This window comes from Thiosulfatimonas sediminis, from assembly GCF_011398355.1.
In the GTDB taxonomy this organism is placed as follows: domain Bacteria; phylum Pseudomonadota; class Gammaproteobacteria; order Thiomicrospirales; family Thiomicrospiraceae; genus Thiomicrorhabdus; species Thiomicrorhabdus sediminis_A.
Window position 1 is genome coordinate 1,204,020 of sequence record NZ_AP021889.1, and the last position, 19,300, is coordinate 1,223,319.

Annotated in this window: 20 protein-coding genes and 2 tRNA genes; 20 read left to right on the top strand and 2 right to left on the bottom strand. The window is 46.0% G+C overall.

Annotated features, from left to right (window positions below; translation table 11 throughout):
- Positions 1-48 precede the first annotated feature (48 nt).
- From HRR27_RS05485 to HRR27_RS05560, 16 genes are all read left to right on the top strand, one after another.
- Entirely contained in the window at positions 49-672 is a 624-nt protein-coding gene (locus HRR27_RS05485; RefSeq protein ID WP_173271658.1) for a CBS domain-containing protein, read from the top strand.
- A gap of 206 nt (positions 673-878) precedes the next feature.
- Positions 879-1,538 (top strand): DUF502 domain-containing protein, encoded by a 660-nt coding sequence (locus tag HRR27_RS05490; protein WP_173271660.1) that lies wholly within the window; start codon positions 879-881, stop codon positions 1,536-1,538.
- A gap of 153 nt (positions 1,539-1,691) precedes the next feature.
- Complete coding sequence (gene aspS, locus HRR27_RS05495) at positions 1,692-3,476, top strand: aspartate--tRNA ligase (protein ID WP_173271662.1); 1,785 nt, start codon at positions 1,692-1,694, stop codon at positions 3,474-3,476.
- Positions 3,477-3,485: 9 nt separating this feature from the next.
- Entirely contained in the window at positions 3,486-4,568 is a 1,083-nt protein-coding gene (gene nadA, locus HRR27_RS05500; protein ID WP_173271664.1) for a quinolinate synthase NadA, read from the top strand.
- An 80-nt stretch (positions 4,569-4,648) separates the two neighbouring features.
- A complete protein-coding gene (gene ruvC, locus HRR27_RS05505) occupies positions 4,649-5,170 on the top strand; it encodes a crossover junction endodeoxyribonuclease RuvC (RefSeq protein ID WP_173271666.1) in 522 nt (173 codons plus the stop codon).
- A 24-nt stretch (positions 5,171-5,194) separates the two neighbouring features.
- Complete coding sequence (gene ruvA, locus HRR27_RS05510; RefSeq protein ID WP_173271668.1) at positions 5,195-5,860, top strand: Holliday junction branch migration protein RuvA; 666 nt, start codon at positions 5,195-5,197, stop codon at positions 5,858-5,860.
- On the top strand, positions 5,857-6,870 hold the full coding sequence (ruvB, locus tag HRR27_RS05515) for a Holliday junction branch migration DNA helicase RuvB (RefSeq protein WP_173271670.1): 1,014 nt from the start codon (positions 5,857-5,859) through the stop codon (positions 6,868-6,870). The genes ruvA and ruvB overlap by 4 nt, the downstream gene beginning before the upstream one ends.
- 108 nt (positions 6,871-6,978) lie before the next feature.
- A complete protein-coding gene (tolQ, locus tag HRR27_RS05520) occupies positions 6,979-7,713 on the top strand; it encodes a protein TolQ (RefSeq protein ID WP_173271672.1) in 735 nt (244 codons plus the stop codon).
- Between the two features lie 35 nt (positions 7,714-7,748).
- The gene (locus tag HRR27_RS05525; protein WP_173271674.1) at positions 7,749-8,210 is read left to right on the top strand and encodes an ExbD/TolR family protein; all 462 of its coding nucleotides are present in this window, start codon (positions 7,749-7,751) and stop codon (positions 8,208-8,210) included.
- A 5-nt stretch (positions 8,211-8,215) separates the two neighbouring features.
- Complete coding sequence (gene tolA, locus HRR27_RS05530; RefSeq protein WP_173271676.1) at positions 8,216-9,427, top strand: cell envelope integrity protein TolA; 1,212 nt, start codon at positions 8,216-8,218, stop codon at positions 9,425-9,427.
- Between the two features lie 15 nt (positions 9,428-9,442).
- The gene (gene tolB, locus HRR27_RS05535; protein WP_173271679.1) at positions 9,443-10,741 is read left to right on the top strand and encodes a Tol-Pal system beta propeller repeat protein TolB; all 1,299 of its coding nucleotides are present in this window, start codon (positions 9,443-9,445) and stop codon (positions 10,739-10,741) included.
- An 83-nt stretch (positions 10,742-10,824) separates the two neighbouring features.
- Positions 10,825-11,460 carry an OmpA family protein gene (locus HRR27_RS05540; RefSeq protein ID WP_173271682.1) on the top strand — a complete coding sequence of 212 codons (636 nt, stop codon included), beginning with the start codon at positions 10,825-10,827 and terminating at the stop codon, positions 11,458-11,460.
- A 33-nt stretch (positions 11,461-11,493) separates the two neighbouring features.
- Positions 11,494-12,408 (top strand): tol-pal system protein YbgF, encoded by a 915-nt coding sequence (gene ybgF, locus HRR27_RS05545; protein WP_173271685.1) that lies wholly within the window; start codon positions 11,494-11,496, stop codon positions 12,406-12,408.
- A gap of 154 nt (positions 12,409-12,562) precedes the next feature.
- Positions 12,563-13,261 (top strand): 7-cyano-7-deazaguanine synthase QueC, encoded by a 699-nt coding sequence (queC, locus tag HRR27_RS05550; protein WP_173271689.1) that lies wholly within the window; start codon positions 12,563-12,565, stop codon positions 13,259-13,261.
- A 278-nt stretch (positions 13,262-13,539) separates the two neighbouring features.
- Positions 13,540-13,615, top strand: a tRNA-Lys gene (locus HRR27_RS05555).
- A 53-nt stretch (positions 13,616-13,668) separates the two neighbouring features.
- Positions 13,669-13,744 (top strand) — tRNA-Lys (locus tag HRR27_RS05560).
- A 109-nt stretch (positions 13,745-13,853) separates the two neighbouring features.
- Here HRR27_RS05560 and HRR27_RS05565 read toward each other — a convergent pair.
- Positions 13,854-14,621 (bottom strand): hypothetical protein, encoded by a 768-nt coding sequence (locus tag HRR27_RS05565; RefSeq protein ID WP_173271692.1) that lies wholly within the window; start codon positions 14,619-14,621, stop codon positions 13,854-13,856.
- A 145-nt stretch (positions 14,622-14,766) separates the two neighbouring features.
- On the opposite strand from HRR27_RS05565, the gene HRR27_RS05570 reads away from it, so the two are divergent.
- The 4 genes from HRR27_RS05570 to HRR27_RS05585 all read left to right on the top strand — a co-directional run bounded on the left by HRR27_RS05570 (position 14,767) and on the right by HRR27_RS05585 (position 18,782).
- Positions 14,767-15,021 (top strand): hypothetical protein, encoded by a 255-nt coding sequence (locus tag HRR27_RS05570; protein WP_173271694.1) that lies wholly within the window; start codon positions 14,767-14,769, stop codon positions 15,019-15,021.
- Positions 15,022-15,433: 412 nt separating this feature from the next.
- Entirely contained in the window at positions 15,434-16,516 is a 1,083-nt protein-coding gene (gene glnL / locus HRR27_RS05575; protein ID WP_243830891.1) for a nitrogen regulation protein NR(II), read from the top strand.
- Positions 16,517-16,520: 4 nt separating this feature from the next.
- Complete coding sequence (ntrC, locus tag HRR27_RS05580) at positions 16,521-17,963, top strand: nitrogen regulation protein NR(I) (RefSeq protein ID WP_173271697.1); 1,443 nt, start codon at positions 16,521-16,523, stop codon at positions 17,961-17,963.
- 21 nt (positions 17,964-17,984) lie between these two features.
- On the top strand, positions 17,985-18,782 hold the full coding sequence (locus HRR27_RS05585) for a hypothetical protein (protein WP_173271699.1): 798 nt from the start codon (positions 17,985-17,987) through the stop codon (positions 18,780-18,782).
- A 33-nt stretch (positions 18,783-18,815) separates the two neighbouring features.
- On the opposite strand, the gene HRR27_RS05590 is transcribed toward HRR27_RS05585, so the two are convergent.
- Positions 18,816-19,244, bottom strand: a complete 429-nt coding sequence (locus HRR27_RS05590; protein WP_243830892.1) for a YqaA family protein — start codon at positions 19,242-19,244, stop codon at positions 18,816-18,818.
- Between the last annotated feature and the right edge of the window lie 56 nt (positions 19,245-19,300).

Here is a 19,300-nt window from a genome sequence, read left to right on the forward strand (position 1 = left end):
GCCGATAATATTTATTATTGTTTACGTACAAATAAGGAGTGCTTGCTGATGTTTGTGGTCTATAGCCCGGAAGGTCAATCCTTGGCGGCCTCGGCGCAAAATTTGTCGATGTTGCGAGTAGATCCTTCTAAACGCATTAATAAAATTGAAGACGCTTGGTTGGATGAGTTGCAGCCGGATGAAAAGTCTTTGTTAGGACAGTCATCTAAGGCTTTACAGGCTTATCAGCAGAATCGTAAAGAGTCACAGCATCGAGTCGTTGTTAAGGTACTTGAAATTATGTCTGAGCCTTTGATTAGCATTCATCAACAAGCTGATTTGGCTCAGGCGTTTGCACGGATGGCAGAGATGAAAATTAATTATCTGCCGGTCTTGGATGACCGAAGATTGATTGGTTTGTTGACCCGCGAGCAGCTGCTACGCAAGGTGTTGATTGGCGATGATGGTGCTTTAGAGTTTGGTGGCGAAAAACCGGTGTTCGAGATCATGCAGAGGCAGGTGGTGACCACCGATTTGTCGACCGATATTCGCCAGGTAGCACAGGTATTTACACAGTATAATTTGGGGGCTTTGGTGATTATGGATGCCTTTAAACATCCTGTGGGGATAGTGACGCGCGGTGATTTAATTAAGCGTTTGGCAAAAGAGCCGCCACTGGAGCTCTACGTTTAAGAAGCTTCTTCACTGTCGCGATGTTGATTCATTTCGAGGCTTGTCCTGAAATTACTTTTTGTCGCGCCTCACCTAAGCTTAATGAAAGTTGATTCTGTAGTTGCTTAGCGCGTTTTGATTTAAAAACTTCCTGCCTTTCCTTTTCAAATCGAGCCAAGATTCCTTTATAATGTGTCGTTTATATTTTAATGGCCTTGGAATCTGATATGACCTACTTGAAGCGCTATCTTATCGCCGGGCTGCTGGTCTGGTTGCCATTGGGTGTGACCATTGCCGTCATAAAATTTTTGGTAGACCTGTTTGACAGAAGCTTACTACTGTTGCCGTTGCAATATCGTCCAGAAACTTTATTAGGAATGGATATTCCCGGACTGGGAATATTGTTGTCGTTTTTGCTGATTTTGTTCACTGGGGTTTTGGCAGCCAATTTATTGGGCAGCAAGTTGGTGAGTATTTGGGAAGCGTTTTTATCACGTATCCCGCTGGTGCGCAGTATTTATAAAGCGGTTAAACAGATTGCCGAGGCCTTATTTGGTTCTGGTGAGCAGACTTTCCAGAACGTGTTTTTGATTGAATATCCTCGTAAAGGTTTGTGGACCTTGGCTTTTCAAACCGGTAAAAATATTTCTGAGCCACAGCGTAAAACCGGTATGCCACAGGTGGTGAATCTGTTTGTGCCAACTACGCCAAATCCGACGTCCGGGTTTTTTATTATGGCGGATCGTTCCGAGATAATAAAATTGGATATGGATGTCGATGATGCGCTGAAAATGGTAATATCCGGCGGTGTGGTTGCGCCGGATGAAAAGCGCAAGGCTTTGGCAGTCAATGTTACGGATAGTGCGTCAAGCACTGATAAACAGTAACAATAGATTTTTGCTGTGCTGTTAAAAAGATACAGAATAAGTGTCAACAGGGCGGCTTTATTTTAAGAATTGAGAACACCGTTTACGCTGAAAGTGGCGAATGTGTTTTTAACTGTAAACATAGAAAACGTTGAATTAAAGGGTTTGGAAATTATGCGTACGCATTATTGTGGACAAGTTACAGAAACATTAATCGAGCAAACGGTGCAGGTTGCTGGTTGGGTACATCGTCGTCGTGATCACGGTGGGGTAATTTTCATTGATCTACGCGATCGTGAAGGGCTTGTTCAGGTTGTTGTTAATCCATCAGCAGATGATAATTTTGCGAAAGCAGAGAAGCTGCGTGCGGAATGTGTTTTGAGTATTACCGGTAAGGTAATCGCGCGTTCTGACGGAACCATCAACCCTAATATGAAAACCGGTAAGATTGAAATTGTGGCTGAACAGCTTGAAGTACTGAGTATGGCCGAGCCGATTCCGTTTCAGTTAGATGAAAAAAATGTCGGTGAAGAGACCCGTCTAAAATATCGTTATATCGATTTGCGCCGCGAGCAGATGCAGGGTAATTTAAAATTGCGTTATGCCATTACCAAGTCAATGCGTCGTTATTTGGACAGCAACGGTTTTATGGATATGGAAACCCCAATTTTGACCAAATCCACCCCAGAAGGCGCACGTGATTACCTTGTGCCAAGCCGCACTCATCCAAATAAATTCTTTGCTTTACCGCAATCTCCGCAGCTTTTTAAGCAATTGCTGATGATGTCTGGTTTTGATCGTTATTACCAAATTACACGCTGTTTCCGTGATGAGGATTTGCGCGCCGACCGCCAGCCTGAGTTTACTCAATTGGATATGGAAACCTCTTTTATGACCGAAGAACAGGTTATGAATATGATGGAAGGCTTGGCAAAAACGCTTTTTAAAGAAGCGATTGGCTATGAGTTTGGTTATGAGTTTCCGCGTATGACCTATGCCGAAGCGGTACAAAAATATGGTATTGATCGTCCTGACTTGCGTATTGACATGCAGTTGGTGGATGTCGCTGACCTATTGCAAAATATTGACTTTAAAGTGTTTGCAGCGCCTGCTAAAGATCCGAAAGGTCGTGTGGTTGCTTTACGTGTACCAAATGGCGGCAGCTTGTCGCGTAAAGATATTGACGCTTATACCAAATTTGTCGGTATCTATGGCGCTAAAGGCTTGGCATATATCAAGGTGAATGACATTCAAGCCGGCTTAGATGGTTTGCAATCGCCAATTGTTAAGTTTTTCCCTGAGCAGGTGATGGAAATCCTTAGCCGCGTTGGTGCGCAAGATGGCGATATCGTTTTCTTTGGCGCCGATTCGGCGAAAGTGGTCAACGATTCAATGGGCGCCCTGCGTTGTAAAATCGGCGAAGACTTGGGCATGATTAAAGAGCGCTTTAAGCCGGTGTGGATTGTTGATTTCCCAATGTTTGAAGCTGATGAAGCGGCGGCTCGAATGGTTGCTGTGCATCATCCATTTACTCAACCGAAAGCTACGACAGAAGAGATTTTAAACCACCATGCACCTGAGCAAATGTTGGCACGCGCTTACGATTTGGTGATTAACGGGTTAGAAGTTGGCGGTGGTTCGGTACGTATTCACGATACCAAAATGCAGGCGGCGGTCTTTAAGTTACTCGGGATTGATGCGGAAGAAGCGCAAGAGAAGTTTGGCTTCTTATTGGATGCGTTGAAGTATGGTTGTCCACCGCACGCCGGTATGGCATTTGGCCTGGATCGTTTGGTGATGATTTTGGGCGATATTCCCTCGATTCGTGATGTTATTGCATTCCCGAAAACCCAATCAGCGGCTTGTCCTTTAACCGAGGCGCCTGGTTTGGTCGACAATGCACAGTTAGAAGAGCTGATGTTGCGTTTCCGTAAGCCGCAGCTGGTCGCCGAAAAGTAAGGGCTTGCTATGTCGCTTAGCAACTTACAGCAAATTCCGGTTGAACTTGAAGCAAACATACAGCGTTTAATTGCCGAGGTTCCAACTCAGCCTTGGTTGAATAATCAACAAAAACAGCTGCTTAAAGAGGAAATCAAACAACTTCTTAAGGCAAAAAATGCGCAGTTAGTGGCGCATTACTATGTGGATGATGATTTGCAAGCCTTGGCTGAAGAGACTGGTGGCGTGGTTGCTGATTCACTGGAAATGGCGAATTTTGGTGCGCAATCGAGTGCTGATGTGCTGGTGGTTTGCGGTGTGCGCTTTATGGGCGAAACAGCAAAAATATTCAGTCCGGAAAAAACCGTACTAATGCCTAATCTGGACGCGACTTGTTCATTGGATGTCGGCTGCCCAGCCAAGGAGTTTGCTGAGTTTTGTGCACAGTACCCTCAGCATAAAGTGGTCGTTTATGCTAACACCAGTGCTGAAGTTAAGGCACTGGCGGATTGGGTTGTAACATCCGGTAATGCTTTGCAAATCGTGCGTCATCTTAAGGCGCAGGGTGAAAAAATTATTTGGGCGCCTGATCGACATCTTGGTAACTGGATTGAGAAAGAGACGGGCATCGAGATGATTCGTTGGCAGGGCCATTGTATTGTGCATGATGAATTTAAAAGCTTTGAATTAAATGATTTGCGCCAAAAACATCCGCGCGCCAAGGTTTTGGTTCATCCAGAATCTCCTGCAGCGGTGGTTGAACAAGCGGATATTGTTGGGTCGACCAAGGTGCTGCTGAATGCGGTACAGAGCTTGGATGACGACGAGTTTATTGTGGCCACTGACTATAACATTTTTTATAAAATGCAGCAGTTGGCTCCGCATAAAACTCTGTTGGTTGCTCCGACTGGCGGTCATGGTGCGACTTGTAAAAGTTGCGCGCATTGTCCATGGATGGCGATGAACGGCTTGCAAAACTTAGCGGAATGTTTACGTGCGATGGCACCGGTTGTGCAGATTGAGGAGCCCTTAAGGATGAAAGCCTTGCAATCTTTGCAACGGATGTTGGATTTCTCGCGGCAAGCAGGGTTAGTCGCGCATTCGTCGTCGTAATGTAAAGTTTTTGCGAGTTAACAATTTACAACGAATTTGTTATGTAAAGCAGGTTCAATCAGTTCATCAGGGAGCATACTTTGCAGCAAGCGCGTAAACGCATTTTAGGCGTGGACCCTGGTTCCAGAAGAGCCGGATTCGGGATTGTCGAGTCCGGTCGTTTCAATCCAAATTATCTTATTAGCGGTGTCATACGGGTCGAAAAGTATTCCGGTGCCGAGCGTCTAAAACATATCTATCAATCGATGTGTCAAATTATTGAGCAGTACCAGCCAGATGTCATGGCGATTGAAAAGGTCTTTGTTTATAAAAATCCAAAATCTGCAATTACATTGGGGCAGGCACGCGGCGTGATTTTGTGCGCGGCTGCAATGCATGATGTGCCTATTATGGAATATACCCCGACCCAAGTGAAAAGCACCATTGTGGGTAAGGGGCACGCCGCCAAAGCGCAAGTGCAGTTTATGGTACAGAACTTATTGAAGCTCACAGAAATGCCTCAAGAGGATGCGGCTGATGCTTTGGCTTGCGCCTTGTGTCACGACCGTTATATGTCTTTAGGTTTGGATGCATCGTTGATATCTCGGGGCACGAAGTTTTAAAATTATGTTTGGAAACAATGCGTTATGATTGGTTTTTTAAAAGGATTCTTGGCAAAGAAACAGCCGCCGATCTTATGGCTGGATGTGCAGGGCGTGGGTTACGAGTTGGAAGCGCCGATGTCGACTTTCTATCAACTAAATCAAGCTGCCGATGAGGAAGTATTGCTATTAACCCATTTGCATGTGCGTGAAGATGCGATGCAGTTATTTGGCTTTGCTACCGAAGCCGAACGCATTCTTTTTAAAACGTTGATAAAGGTGAATGGTATCGGTGCAAAGATGGCTTTAGCTGTTTTGTCGTCAATGACGGTCAGCGAGTTTTGCCAGTCAGTTGAGCAGAGTGATGTGACCGCTTTAACGCGTATACCCGGTGTGGGCAAAAAAACCGCGGAGCGCCTGCAGATAGAAATTCGCGATCGGCTTAAGCCATTGATCGAATCTGGTTTGTTGAATTATCGCACTGACGATTTTGCATTGCAGTCTTGTGGGGCTCTTGGCAGTGTATCCGGTGAAGCACTGGCTAAGCAACTTCACTCTGATGTCATGGTTTCTAATAAGGCGGTTGAGGCATTATTGTCACTGGGATATAAAGTGACTCAAGCGGAGAAAATGGTCAAACAGGCCTATCAGCAGGGGATGACCTTGGAAGCGTTAATTAAAGCTGCGCTGCAGGGAGTGAAATTGGCATGATACAAACCGATCGTATTGTCGGTGCGCAAGAGAGTGATGATGACATCTATAACGTGCCATCGGTTCGCCCTAAACAGTTGTTTGACTATATCGGCCAGACTGCGGTGCGTGAACAGCTCAGTTTGTCGATGCAAGCGGCTAAAATGCGTGCGGAACCATTAGACCATGTATTGCTTTATGGACCGCCTGGTTTGGGTAAAACCACTTTATCAAATATCATCGCCCAAGAAATGGGCGTCACTCTGCGCCAAACCTCCGGTCCGGTGATAGAGAAGCCAGGGGACTTAGCTGCGATTCTTACCCGCTTAGAGCCGCATGATGTGCTATTTGTCGATGAAATTCATCGTTTAAGTCCGGTGGTCGAAGAAGTGCTCTATCCAGCGATGGAGGATTTCCAGATAGATATTATCATCGGCGAAGGTCCAGCTGCGCAGAGCGTAAAGATTGATTTACCGCCGTTTACTTTGGTCGGTGCTACCACGCGTGCTGGATTGTTGACCTCACCATTGCGTGATCGCTTCGGCTTGGTACAGCGTTTAGAGTTTTACAGTCATGCTGAGCTGTGTGAAATTGTCCAGCGTTCGGCGCATATTTTAGGCATGGAGTCGCATTTTGACGGAGCCATGGAAATCGCTCGTCGTTCAAGAGGTACACCGCGTATTGCTAACCGTTTGTTGCGCCGTGTACGCGATTACGCGCAAGTCAGAGGGGACGGCATTATTTCCCAAGAAATCGCCAATCATGCCCTGAATCTACTGGAAGTTGATTACCTTGGTTTGGATAAAATGGATTTACGGTTCCTGGATGCGTTGATTAATAAATTTGGCGGTGGGCCGGTTGGTATTGATAGCTTATCTGCAGCGATGGGTGAAGAGCGTGGGACGATTGAGGATGTAATTGAACCTTTTTTGGTTCAGCAAGGCTTTATGATTCGTACTTCGCGCGGTCGGGTTGCAACCAATCTAGGCTATGGACATTTGGGTGTTGAAAAAGACGATGTGAATGAGTAAAGTGCATGGCAAGATTTGCTAAACAGAATTTACTTGGTGTTTTTACATGGCCTTTTTGAGCAAAAGCAAATAACTTTATCAGACGAGTAGTTAGTAGGATTAACAGATATGGATAGCGAACTATTAGAACTTATTTTACTGGCTAGTCCAGTGGTACAGGCGGTAATGCTAATTTTGGCGCTGATGTCAATTGCTGCTTGGACTGTCGCTATTGCCAAATCTCATCAGGTAAAAAAATCCCACAAGATTGCCAATCATTTCGAAAACGAGTTTTGGGAAGCGCAAGACTTGACCAATTTGTATTACAAAGTGGAAGCAACACGTGACACTTCAGAGGGTATGGCGCTGATTTTTGCAGATGGTTTTAAAGAGTTTATGCGTTTGCAAAAACAGGGTGTTGTCGTTTCTGCCGATCTTTTATCGGGTTCACAGCGTGCGATGAAAATCGCCTTTAGTCGTCAAGCGGATATGCTTGAGCACCGTCTCTCGTTGTTAGCGACGGTCGGTTCTTCTGCGCCCTATATTGGTCTGTTCGGTACGGTGTGGGGTGTAATGCACGCTTTCCAATCGTTGGGTGATGTACAGAATGCGACGCTGGCAACGGTTGCCCCGGGGATTTCCGAAGCGCTTATCGCGACCGCGATTGGTTTGTTTGCCGCGATTCCGGCGGTTATTGCCTACAATCGCCTGTCCAGTAAAATTGATCGTTTGTTGGTGGAGTATGAAAATTTTGCGGAAGGCTTTATGAGTATTTTGCAACGTCAGGCACACGTGATTGAGTCAAAGCAGACCAAGCATAAAGCGGATGACGCACACTCTGAACCGCAAGCACCCGTTGCTTAGGCATCTGTGATTATCGTATTTTAGGAGAGTGATTGATGTTTAACCAAGGCTTTCGTGCTAATCGTCGTAAACGTCGATTAATGGCAGAAATTAATGTGGTGCCTTACATTGATGTCACCCTCGTCTTGTTGATTATTTTTATGGTGACCGCGCCAATCGTTCAGCAAGCGGTGAGTGTTGAACTGCCGCAGACGCCGCAAATCAACAATAAAACCGTAGAGCAGATAGAAGCCGCACCGCCATTTGTGATTACCATTACTGCGGACGGGCTCTATAAAACGTCGGCGCAGCCAGAAGTCATTATTAGCGACCGTGAAGTGCAAACATTGGTGGCGCAAGTGGTGGCGCAAGCACAAATCAACCAGACACAGCAGTTCTATATTCAAGGCGACCGCGCAGCACCTTATGGCAAAGTCATTCAAATTTTTACGTTGCTGCAAAGTAACGGAGTGGCGAATGTTTCTCTAATCACTCAGCCAGAAGTGCAGGAGCCTTAAACGGTATGCTCGACTTTTTTAAAAGCCATCCCAAAGCCTTCACACTTGCGCTATTGATCCACCTTGGTCTGTTGGGACTTATGGCGTTTAAATGGGATATGTTTGTTGAAAAAACGCCGCTGGAATTGAATAGTGGTGAAAGTAATCAACCGCTGGAAATTCCACAAGTACCTAATAATCTGCCGATGCAGACGACAGCCGTGGACGCGACTTTAGTGCAGCAGCAGATAGAGTTGCTACAAGCTCGCCAACAAGAGCGTTTGGATGAGCAAAAGCGTTTTGAAATTCAGCGTGCTTTGGAAGAACAGCGTTTAGAGCAAGCTAAGCGCGAAGCGATAGCGGAGAAAAAGCGTCAGCAAGAAGCCGAGCAGCAGCGTATCGAGGAAGAGCGTAAAGCTGAAGAGGCTCGCATCAAAGCGCAAGCGGAGCGGGAAAAAGAGTTAGCGGCGAAACGCCAAGCGGAAATTGAACAGCGTAAAGCACAACTTGAGCAGCAGCGTCAGCAAGAAGCTAAGAAGCAGCGTGAAGAAGAGGAGCGCAAAGCATCGGTGGCTAAACTGCAGGCCGAAGCTGAGCAGAAACGCCAACAGGAAGCTGAACGTCAGCGTATAGAAGAAGAGCGTAAAGCGAAAGAAGCGGCCCAAAAAGCCGCTGAAGAAAAACGCAAAGCGGATGAAGCTCTGGCACGTCAAAAAGCGGAAGCTGAACGCCAGCGACAAGAAGCTGAGCGTAAAGCCAAAGAAGCTGAGCAGAAACGCATCGAAGCCGAGCGTAAAGCGGAGGCGGAACGTAAGCGCGCAGAACAAGAGTTACAGCGCCGTATTGAACAAGAACGGTTAACTCGTCAAGCCGAACAACGGCAGCGAGAGGCCGAATTACAACAGCAGTTAAAAGCCGAAGAACAGGCGCGAATTGAGGCCGAAAATCTGAAGCAATTACGGACTTTGCAACAGCGTTATGTCACGTCGATTGCCGCTAAAGTCAAAAATAATTGGCGTACTCCGGCAAGGGTTTCGGATCAGGCCCAGTGTGATTTACGTATTAAGCAGCATCGAGATGGCACCATTCTTGACGCGAATGTAATGAACTGTAATGCGTTTGCCGACAAACAGTTCCAGAATGCGGCAATTGACGCAGTTTATCGAGCTGCTCCTTTGCCCTTGGCACCGGTTCCGGAAGTGTTCGACGATGAAATTCTCTTTACCTTTAAACCATAAAAATAGGACTTCTCAATGCGTCATTCCAAACGATGGATTTTAAGTTTCGGTCTGTTTTTGTTGCTTTTTAGCTTAACGGCAAAAGCAGCATTAACCATCGAGATTAACGAAGGATTTGATAATGCGCTGCCGATTGCGATAGTTCCGTTCGCCAATAGCAATAATAGTCAATTGGACGTTGCTACTGTTGTGGCTGCAGACTTAAAGCGAAGCGGCCAGTTTAAGCCGTTGGACAGCGCAAAGATGCCGGCTTTCCCGACCGAATTAACGCAAATTAATTATGATCGTTGGCGCGCGCTAAACATGGACAATATGGTGATTGGAAAAGTTAGTCAGTTGCCAAGTGGTTTGTTTCAAGTGGATATGCGCTTAATTAATTTATTGCGCAAAGAACAGGTGTTGGGTAAACGTTGGAGTAATGTGCCGCAGCAAGGATTGCGTCAGGTGGCGCATCAGATAAGTGATGCGGTATATCAAGAGTTGACCGGCAAGCGCGGCGCTTTTAATACCCAAATCGCTTATGTGACGTTGATTAAAGCGGCTAAACAACGCTTTTATACACTGGAAGTTGCCGATGCAGATGGCTTTAATGCCCAGCCGATTTTAAAATCAACTAAGCCGATTATGTCGCCAAGTTGGTCTCCAGATGGTAAGAAATTGGCGTATGTCTCGTTTGAAGAGGGTCGCTCTAAGGTTTATGTACAAACTTTAGGCGATTCGAAACGTCGTTTAGTGGCGGGTTATCCAGGAATTAATGGCGCACCCGCATGGTCGCCGGATGGTCAAAAATTAGCGGTTACGCTCTCTAAGGGTGGTAATGCTGATATCTACGTTCTGGATTTAAACACGAACGCTTTAGAGCAGATTACACGTGATCGTGCGATTGAAACGGAAGCCACTTGGGCGCCTGATGGTAAGTCGATTCTGTATAACTCAGATCGTCGTGGTCAGCCACAAGTTTTCCAATATTTCTTTGATACCCGTGATGAAGTACGCATTACATTTGAAGGTAAATATAATTCCGATCCGCAAATCTCGCCGGATGGTCGCTATGTCGCGGTAGTGCATGGCGGAAATGGTTATCATATCGGGCTTGTCGATACGCAAACCAAACGCTTTGAAGTGATTACCGATACGTTTTTAGACGAATCGCCAAGCTTTTCACCAAACAGTGAAATGATTTTGTATGCTATGAACAAAAACGGACGTGGTCAGCTTGCTGTGGTGACCATGGACGGCCGTTATTCGCAAACTTTGCAAGTTAAAAATGCGGAAGTTCGTGAGCCGGCTTGGGGGCCTTATTCTGCGGAATAGACCTGTTAAATCGCGATAATCGTTTTGTATCTGATGAATGAAACCTTAAATCTGGGATGGATTTAAGTGTACGAGGAGAGTAGATGAAAACCCTATCTAAATTGGCGCTTGCTGTCTTGACGGCATCTTTAGCAGCCTGTAGCACACCTCCACAAAAAGAGATGGATGCCATTCTGGATGGCGCACCATCGCAGGATACTGCGCCTGGGCTTGATGGCCGTTACGCGATTGAGCAGCAGGATTTGGGCGGTGCTGCTGTCACGCCGGTGCAAATTTACGGTTCGAATGGCCAATTGTTGGCCAATATTGATCCTTTAGACGGGATGCAAAGCGTGGATATTGGCGATCCGTTGAATCCGCAACTGCCTGAGTATAAATTGTTGAATCCGTTGCACGATAATGTGGTCTATTTTGGTTATGACCAATTTTCGGTCGATGAAACAGGGATGGCTGTGCTGCGCTATTATGCCGACGTCTTGGTTCAAGACCCTCGTCGTAAAGCCGCTTTATATGGCCATACTGACGAGCGCGGGTCGCCGGAATACAATTTAGCTCTCGGAGAAAAGCGTGCCAAAGCGGTCTATGACGCTTTGCTAGTGTTGGGTATCGCTCCGAACCGTCTTGGTGTGAGTAGTATGGGCGAAGAAGAACCAGCTGTTTTTGGTTCAGATGAAGCCGCTTATGCCAAAAACCGTCGTGTACAGATTATTTTAAAATAGATTTAACGGCATAGTGCAAAAGGACGAAACAGCATGACGGTATTGCAGACGATCTTAAAAAAATCGCTAATTTCCAGCGCGGTCGCATTGGCTATTTTTGGCGCTCAAGTTCAAGCGCAGACTTTAGAGCAGCGAATTGAGCGTTTAGAGCGAGTGGCAAATAATCCTGTGTTGTTGGACATGACGCGCAAGTTAAATGAACAAGAGCGTGAGATTCAAACACTGCAAGATAAGGTTGAGCGTGTGCAACGTGACCTTTCACTGATGCCGGAATCGGCGCTTGCGCCAGCAGTGAAAAATGCCGCTGCACCTCAAGATGCGGCTAGCTTGAGTGAGTTACAGCAGTTGGTTGTTAATTTACAAGCGCAATTATCACAAGCCCTTGAACAACAGAAAGTGCAGGCTGCGCGTATTTTAGTGTTGCAGGATGATTTACGTCGTCTACAGGATGGCAGTGTTGCTGGGGCGGCTTCTGCGCCGTCATCGGTGTCAGAGGATGCTCCATCGGTTGTGGTACCGCCAGTCACGGAACCCAAGCCGGCCCCGGTGCTAAAACCGGCATTACGCCCTGCAACGGCGGAAGAACAAAAAGCCTATCAAGCGGCTTTTGGTTTGATGCGCAACACCAATTACGCGGATTCAGTTGTGGCTTTTGGGGACTTTATCAGTAAATATCCGCAGTCGGATTTATTGCCGAATGCCTATTATTGGCGTGCGGAAGGTATGTATATTGACAATAAATTTGAAGCCGCACTTGATGTCTATAGCCAATTGGTTCGTGACTTTCCAGAGTCTTCTAAGGCCAGTGATGCCATGTTACGTGCAGGTGACTGTTTGAGTAATTTGAAACGTGATGAAGATGCGAAAAAAGTCTATCAACGGGTAGTTCAAGAGTTTCCTGAGAGCCGCGCCGCGGCAAATGCGCAAAAAATATTGGAAAAAATGTAAGCTTTTTTGAGTTGGCTTTTTCTTATAAACCCACCTTGAGCGTTTGTGCTAGGTGGGTTTTTTGTTTCACTGGTTTTAAAAGTGCGTTGCTGAGCGCATCTGGGCTCGGTGGGTTGGTTATAATAGTTTGCTTATTTTGAGAGGGAGTGGTGGTATGACATCAAACAAAAAAGCGGTTATTCTCCTGTCCGGCGGTTTAGATTCTGCGACAGTACTTGCGATTGCGCTCAGCGAAGGATATGAATGCCATACGATGAGTTTTGATTATGGTCAACGCCATAGAGCAGAGCTGGACGCGGCTGAGAATTTGGCTAAACAGATGGGCGCGGCAACGCATCGTGTGATGGATGTCGATATGCGTAAAATTGGGGGTTCGGCCTTAACGGATGATTCTTTGGCGGTACCCATTAGCGGGGTGGTTGAAGGCGAAATTCCAATTACCTATGTGCCAGCTCGTAATACGGTTTTTCTTTCGTATGCGCTGGCTTTGGCTGAGGTGGTAGAGGCGGACGATATTTTCATTGGCGTCAATGCGGTGGATTATTCTGGTTATCCAGATTGTCGTCCTGAGTTTATTAAAGCTTTTGAAGTAATGGCAAATTTGGCGACCAAGGTTGGTGTTGAGGGGCACACCTTACGGGTAAAAACGCCGTTGATTGATTTAACCAAGGCGCAAATTATTCAGACAGGTGATGCATTAGGTGTCGATTACTCTTTAACGGTTTCGTGTTATCAGGCTGATTTGCTTGGTCGTGCCTGTGGCGTCTGCGATTCTTGTCGTTTACGTAAACAAGGTTTTGCACAGGCAGGAATCGCAGACCCGACTGTTTATTTACCAGGCGTGGTTGAGTAAAGTTGACCATAGTACAGATAAGCGATGAGCGTTATCTGTCATTGTCAGGTCTTAATATTAGGGTAGCAGTCGTCTTATTCAGGTCAAATGGTTTTGGGCATGGAGTCGTGTCGAGTTATTCTGCTTTTGCCTAAGTTTTTGTTTTTAAAGCAGCTATCGGTGGATGCGGCAGCGTTTGAAAATATGCCGTGTCAGTGTTTCAAAAAAACTTATAAAAAAATGTACCAAAAAGCTTGCGCTGATACCTCAGACTTGTATAATACGCCCCATTCCGAAGGGGGTCGTTAGCTCAGCTGGTAGAGCAGTTGACTTTTAATCAATTGGTCGCGCGTTCGAATCGCGCACGACCCACCACTGGAATAAACTTTAAGCTTATTATTAAGTTTTTAGTTAACACTATACAATATGGGTCGTTAGCTCAGCTGGTAGAGCAGTTGACTTTTAATCAATTGGTCGCGCGTTCGAATCGCGCACGACCCACCATATTTTAAAACCCCGTTAGGAATGTCCTTGCGGGGTTTTTTGTTTGGCTCTGCATCATTAAGCGGTGTAACAACAAGGATTGCGTTATTTCGCAATCCTTGTGGTATGGTCACAGTCGTTGCTGGGCAATCCGGCGCAGTGTAGCGACTTCTAAGTTGGCTTGGTCAGCAAAGCTTAGGGCGCGTTTTAGACGAGCCGGTGCTGAACGACCCATGCAGCCGTGTTCAGGGTCTCCTGCAAAGGCTTCGAGCAATCCGGTCATTAAACGGTCGGCATCTTGCGTTTGACCGCTCAGGTAAGCTTGTATCTCTAAAATATCTTGCGCTACGTCTTGCAATAATTGCGGGTGTTCGGTTTGCAGTTGATGTACGTTGCCCCCCACTTCTAAGCCAGCAATATTGGTGGTTAGAATATATAAATTTTTACGAATCAACTCATACAATAGTTCCGCTTCCGTATCGACAATGTACGCCGGTAAGTCCAGTTTTCCGAGTGCGTCGAACACCAATTTTGCTTGGCTGCCGTAAATCGGCGAAGGGATGACTACTTTAGAGTCCATGCCTTTTTTCTTTTCAAACCAAACTGAGATAACGGTTGGGGTTGGCAGTTTTGCGGCGATCCAGTCGCGCGGTAAAAGTTCATTTTGCAGTAAAATTATACGTTCTTGCCAGGCGCTAGGAATGGTTTGCAGAACGGTAGCAATATCGGCTTCTCCGACGGCAATCAGTACGGCTTGTGGCTCTGGTATGTCTTTCGCTAAGACGTTTAAGTCTTGATTGCGCATTGCGCCTTGTACTGGATAACCAAGGCGTAGGAAACCTCGGGCAAATACACTGCCTAGTTCGCCTAAGCCGACCACAATAATTGGATTTTTCATAAGACTCCTTTTTGAACCCAAGGTTTTAAGAGGGATGTTTTGGTGCAATCTTGCACTAAACTGGTAGTTTATCGTTTATTTGTTGGGTGGATGTTTTAGAATAACCGCTCGTCAACATCTATATTTAATCGCAAGGATATTAGCAATGAATCAACCAAAAGCAAAGTTCACTTGGCATTATTATGTTATGGCATTCGGGGCTTTATTGGCGATGCTGGCAGGAACTTTGGGGGCGATTGGAGGAATCGTTTCGGGTTTAGCGATTGCGGTTTTAAGCCACCCAAGAATCCAGTTCCAGGGGATTGGCCGCTTTGTATTTTATGTGCTTTTTTTGATTATTTACGTGTTTGCTTTTCCAGACCCACAAGTTGTACGTGAGATGATGACGCACGCCAATTAATTGAAAAGCTTTGTAGGGCTATGTAATTACAAGAGGTTTTGACTTTTTTGTCCGTCGATAATCTTTTCAGGTGCTATTACCGAGTTTATTTAAATGGCATTTATTGAATTAAGGGTGATTTTTCTGAACCATATTGATTGATGTTTTTTTGATGAACGTCCTTAGCGTGCAAACTGGTGGTTAAAGCACGCCGTTTTAAACTTTGTGCACGCTGAGTTCTAGAGCCAAAAAACGGAATCTTAATATGCTGGGGTTCGGTGTTTAAAGGCGCACTTCAAAAAATAATTTTCCTGTTTTGGTGCGAAAATTGTCAAAGTGGAACACTCTTTGATAGGTGAGGCGATTGTTGAGCTTGTCGATAGCCTATTTTAAATTCAAACATCGGGATCACACTCTTTTACTGAGATACTTAATGAGTAAGCAGACCATTCAAATGATTCAAACAGAAAGTGACGATTTTTTTAGAGAAGTGCTAGAGGGGTTGACCACCGCCGTATTATGGGTTGATCGATCACAGACTATTACCTTTATGAATGTCGCAGCGGGTGAGATTTTTCAGCTTAGTCCTTCACGTGTGATTGGAACTCGCTGGCATAAATTGATGCCGAACTTAATTGAATCGCTTGAGTTAGCGGACGAAAAAAAAATTACAGTGCATGAATATGTTGTTGAACAGTCCGATCTGTTTAAAGTACGAGTGAGTTGCACCATTTCGCCTTACGAACTTGGTGTGGAGCGCGGCTGGTTGTTTGAACTCTATAATACCGAACGGCATCACCGAATTGTCGAAGAGGACGAGCGTTGGCATCAATATGAGGCGGGCAATTTACTGATTCGTACTTTGGCGCATGAAGTCAAAAACCCACTGGCTGGTATTTTGGGGGCTGCGCAACTCTTGCAACGACGTTTTGAACCGAGTGATAAAGCCAATGATTTTTTAGATATTATTTCCAAAGAGGTTTTGCGACTGAAAAATTTGGTTGATCGAATGCTTGGACCAAAACAGTCGAATGAAAAAGAAGAGCATAATATCCATGAATTGATTCGTTATGTGTTACAGATTACCGAAGGTGAAAAACCAAATAATGTCTATGTCAAACTCGATTATGATCCATCGATTCCCGAGGTGATGATCGATTTTGAAGCCATGGTGCAAGCCTTGTTGAATTTGGTCAAAAATGCGATTCAGGCGATGCAGCAGTATGGCGGTATGTTGACCATCAGAACACGGGTTGAGCATAAGTTTACATTGGGGACACAGACTTACCCGTTGGTGGCGCTGATCAGCATCAGTGATGAGGGTGAGGGAATCGCCCCCGAAGTGTTCGATTCGATTTTTTATCCGATGGTCAGTACCAAAAAAGAAGGGACTGGTTTAGGTTTGCCGGTGGCGCAAAATGTCTTGCGCCAGCACGATGGGTTAATTGTCGCGGAGAGTGAGCCGGGCAAAACCACGTTTAATGTATATCTCCCGCTTAAGCAAAAGGAACGCTAAGTCAATGACACAGGTAGCACAAGAGATGGTAGACGCCCCGATTGTATGGGTTGTGGATGATGATGCGTCGATTCGCTGGGTATTAGAGGCGGCGCTGGAGGATAAGCCTTATAACGTCAAGGTATTTGATTCCCCTTTGCGTGCTTTGCAGACAATCGATGAGTACCCTCCGGCAGCGGTGCTCTCTGATGTGCGTATGCCCGATATGGATGGTCTGACCTTTATGGAGGCGATTCATGAAAAGGATAAGCAGATTCCGGTGATTATTATGACTGCGCACGCCGATTTGGATACGGCAGTGAAGTCGTTTCAAAGCGAAGCGTTTGAATATCTTCCAAAGCCGTTTGATATTGATGAAGCGGCCTCCTTGATTGATCGTGCAGTCAAGCGTCATCTGTCCGGCGGTTTGGCACGTGTCCATCGCACTAAAAAAAGCAATAAGCAGCCGTTGAATATTATTGGTGGCGCACCGGCCATGCAAGAGGTGTTTCGCGTACTCGGACGGGTGTCAAAACTGGATGTAACGGTGTTGATTAATGGTCAGACAGGGACCGGTAAGGAATTAGTTGCGCGCGCGCTGCACGAATTAAGCCCTCGTGCCGAAGGGCCTTTTGTGGCACTAAATACGGCAGCGATTCCGCGAGAGCTGTTGGAATCCGAATTGTTTGGGCATGAAAAAGGGGCGTTTACGGGAGCGCATTCGCAACGCATTGGGCGTTTTGAGCAGGCGGATGGTGGCACGCTGTTTTTAGATGAGATTGGTGATATGCCGGTCGACTTACAAACGCGTCTCTTACGTGTTTTAAACGATGGTAGTTTTTACCGCGTGGGTGGTCGTAATCCAATTACCACCAATGTGCGAATCGTTGCTGCCACTCACCAAAATATGGAACGCTTGGTGCGCGAGGGGCGCTTCCGTGAAGATTTACTCTATCGTCTGAATATTATTCGTATTAAGGTACCGGCTTTGCGTGAAAGGCGCGAAGACATTCCGTTATTGGCGCGTTTTTATATGGAGCTTGAGGCCAAAGCGCTGAAATTGGAAGAGAAACAGTTAAGCAAAGAAGTCGAAGCTTTTTTGTCCGCTTTACCGTGGCCGGGGAATGTCCGGCAACTGCGCAGTCTATGCACATGGTTAACCATTATGGCGCCGGACAAAACGGTTTATGTAGAGGATTTACCCTTAGAGCTGCAGCGACCGACAGAAGATGGTACTGCTGAAGCTGGGAATGATAATTGGGAAGGGCCTTTGCGTCGTTGGGCGCAAAACTTTTTGGCGTCAGGAAAGGAGGGGTTGCATACTTCGGCAGAGTCGAAATTTGAAACGGTGCTAATTGAGGAAGCTTTAAAACACAGTTCCGGACATCGCCAAAAAGCTGCAGCCCTGTTGGGTTGGGGGCGTAACACCTTAACCCGAAAAACGCAAACGTTAGGTCTGGATGACTAATATGTTGGTGCTTTTTTAAGAATGCTTTGGGAGTTTTGGCAAGCGTGGCGTACGCCGCTAAACTTAAATTATGTTAAACCGCTCGGTTATTTGCATGAATCGATTGCGATGCGTGCCAGAGCAAGGCGTTGTGAGCCACATTGGCAAGCGCATTATCAGCATTGTCAAAATGGCATTTTGCAGGCGCTTAAACGGGCGGGGAATTGCTCTCATTTACAAGAAAAAAGCGTGCTGATTTTTGGTGCAGGGCACTTGGAGGATATTCCGTTAGCCGATTTGGCTGTGAATTTTAAACGGGTTATTTTAGTGGATTTGCTGTTTAGTCTGCAGGTACGACGTACGGTCAGTGTTTATTCGAACGTGCAGTTAATTGAACATGATGTTACTGAGAACTTAGCGGCATTGTTTGCTGAGCCAAAAAATACAGCAACGCAATTACAGCCTCCATCTAAGTGGTTAGATAGAACCGATATAGGGTTGGTCGTCTCGCTTAATTTGATTACTCAGTTACCGCTACTGCCAGCTAAATATTTATTAAAGCACGGTTGGTTGAGATTGGAGCAGACAGAACGGTTTTCCAGTTTATTGATTCAACAGCATTTGGATTATTTACATGCTTTTCGTTGTCCAGTCTGTTTGATCGCTGATCGGCAAATTGTCGAGTTTAATCATGCCGGCGTCCAGCTGGATGCGTTTAATCCTTGGTGGCAAGTGGCTGCGCCGTCAGTAATAGAGCAGTGGGATTGGGAGTTGGCTCCATTTGGTGAAATTCAGCGTCAGACGCGGCAAGTGCATCAGGTTGGTCTGAGTTATTGGTAAAGAAATGGGGTTGATCATGAACAGTATCTGTTTTTAGAGTGCTTGTACGAGGCCGAGAATGATGGCGTAACGAAATCCTTTACCAATCAATACCAATACCACAAATAGCCCAAAGTGCATTTTCATAACACCAGCCAGCAAAGTTAAAGCGTCGCCGATAATCGGTGTCCAAGCGAGTAACATGGATGCCGAGCCATAGCGTTGAAACCACTGTTGACTGCGTGTCAAAGAGGTTGCTTTTATTGGAAACCATCGACTGTTCTGCCAGTGCAGTAGGTAACGTCCCAATAAGTAGTTGATTACTGAGCCGAGGGTGTTGCCGAGAGTGGCAATTAACCAGAGTACAAACAGCGAATAGCTGGGGGTTTGGCTGAGGTTAAGAAGATAAATCTCTGAGCCTCCAGGCAGTAAAGTGGCCGATAAGAGGGCTAAGCCAAATAAAACAGCATAATCAAATATCACAATCCACTCTTTAAGCGATAAAGCAAAACAGCCCAATAAAGGGCTGTCTCTTTGCC